The sequence below is a fragment of the Stutzerimonas stutzeri genome, assembly GCF_024448695.1.
Lineage (GTDB): Bacteria > Pseudomonadota > Gammaproteobacteria > Pseudomonadales > Pseudomonadaceae > Stutzerimonas > Stutzerimonas stutzeri_T.
Map to the genome: position 1 here is coordinate 1 of NZ_JAMOHY010000052.1, position 1,761 is coordinate 1,761.

Annotated in this window: 2 protein-coding genes; both read left to right on the forward strand. The window is 59.2% G+C overall.

The annotated features are described in order from the left end of the window. Nucleotides 1–247: 247 nt before the first annotated feature. Nucleotides 248–556: a DUF736 domain-containing protein gene (locus NAV32_RS17530; RefSeq protein ID WP_256054054.1), complete on the forward strand. Its 309-nt coding sequence runs from the start codon at nucleotides 248–250 to the stop codon at nucleotides 554–556. A 359-nt stretch (nucleotides 557–915) separates the two neighbouring features. Continuing rightward, on the forward strand, nucleotides 916–1,761 hold an 846-nt coding region (locus NAV32_RS17535), incomplete at its 3' end, for a cbb3-type cytochrome c oxidase subunit I (protein WP_256054055.1).

A 1,761-nucleotide genomic window follows, 5' to 3' on the forward strand; every position in this document is an offset into this window, starting at 1 on the left:
TGTTCGGTCGGTCTGCCCTGCGTCCTTGACTCGTCGTGAATCCTGGTGGGATCAGGCTCAAGGTCAGCAACCGCAACACTGAACAATCTCCCCGCCGGCCAGCGGCTTCCTCGCGCAGCAAATTCTTCAGTGCCCTGCGGTCCTCCTCTGCGTTTCGGCTGCGGGCAGTGCAACCCGCCCTCTTCCACCGACCGGATCACAACAAGGACGCGATGGGCGCGACCTTGAATCCGAAAGGAGATATACCATGGCCAACATCGGCTCGTTTACCACCCTCAAAGATGGCTTCACCGGTACGCTGCGCACCCTGACGCTTCAAGCCAAGGTCGCCATCGTCCCGAATGACAAGAGCAGCGCAAACGCACCGGACTACCGCATCCTGGCCGCCGGCGGATACGAGATCGGTGCCGCGTGGAAGAAGCTCAGCCAATCCGATCGTCCCTACCTGTCGGTGAGCCTCGATGATCCCGCCTTCCCGGCACCGGTATACGCCAGCCTGCTGGAGCAGGAGGACGGCACGCATATCCTGCTCTGGAGCCGCAGCAAGACGGAATAAGTCCAACGGCGCCCTGCCGCAAGCAGGGCGCCATACCAACCCTTTTCGGGGGCGACCGTTATTCGTCGGCGCGTGTGGCCATTCCACGGGTGCCGGGAGAAGCGGGCAAGCGCTCGATCGATTTCGCCGCAGAGCCAACAGAGCCAACAGAGCCAACAGAGCCAACAGAGCAAAATAATTGCACTTAAACTCCATTATTATTCGTTATCTCACACACATTGAGCCGGGCACACTGACAGCCCTCCACCTCGCGCCATCACGTGGCTGGTCCGTTCAGATGACATTCCCTTTGAAGGCATGCGATGAACAGGTCGTGGAGCACACCTTGCTATCCAACCTTGCGTGCAATGGATGTCCTCATGTCAGTCGTGACAACCGCCGGCAAGACCGGTGAAAACTATAACTATGCCATCGTCCGTCAGTTCACCCTGATGACACTCGCCTGGGGCATCCTCGGCATGGGGTTGGGGGTGTTTATCGCCGCTCAGTTGGTGTGGCCTCAGCTTAATTTCGACTTGCCGTGGACGAGCTTCGGTCGGGTCCGGCCCCTGCATACCAACCTGGTGATCTTTGCCTTTGGCGGTAACGCACTGTTCGCCACGTCGCTGTATGTGGTGCAGCGCACCAGCCGTGTTCGGCTGATCTCCGATGGGGTAGCACGGTTCATGTTTTGGGGCTGGCAGACGGTGATCGTTTCCCTGCTGATCAGCTACCCGCTGGGCTACACGACGTCCAAGGAGTACGCGGAAATGGAATGGCCGATCGCCCTGCTGATGACGGCGGTGTGGATCGCCTACATGTGGGTGTTCTTCGGCACGATCGCCAAACGAAAGGTCAGCCACATCTATGTCGGCAACTGGTTTTACGGGGCATTCATCATCGTCACGGCGATGGTGCACATCGTTAATCACATGCTCGTGCCGGTCACGCTGATGAAGTCCTACCCGATCTACTCGGGCGCCACAGATGCCATGGTTCAGTGGTGGTACGGCCACAGCGTGGTTGGTTTCATCCTCTCGGTGGGCTTTCTCGGGATGATGTACTACTTCGTGCCCAAGCAGGCGGATCGGCCCATCTACTCCTATCGCCTGTCGATCGTGCACTTCTGGGCAATCATCACGCTGTACATCTGGGCCGGTCCGCACCACCTGCACTACACCGCGCTGCCAGACTGGGCGCAGAGCCTGGGCATGGTGATGTCGATC

What these genes read in the sequence shown, in the direction of transcription:
- NAV32_RS17530 (WP_256054054.1), top strand. Translation starts at nt 248, where the DNA reads ATGGCCAACATCGGCTCGTTTACCACCCTCAAAGATGGCTTCACCGGT.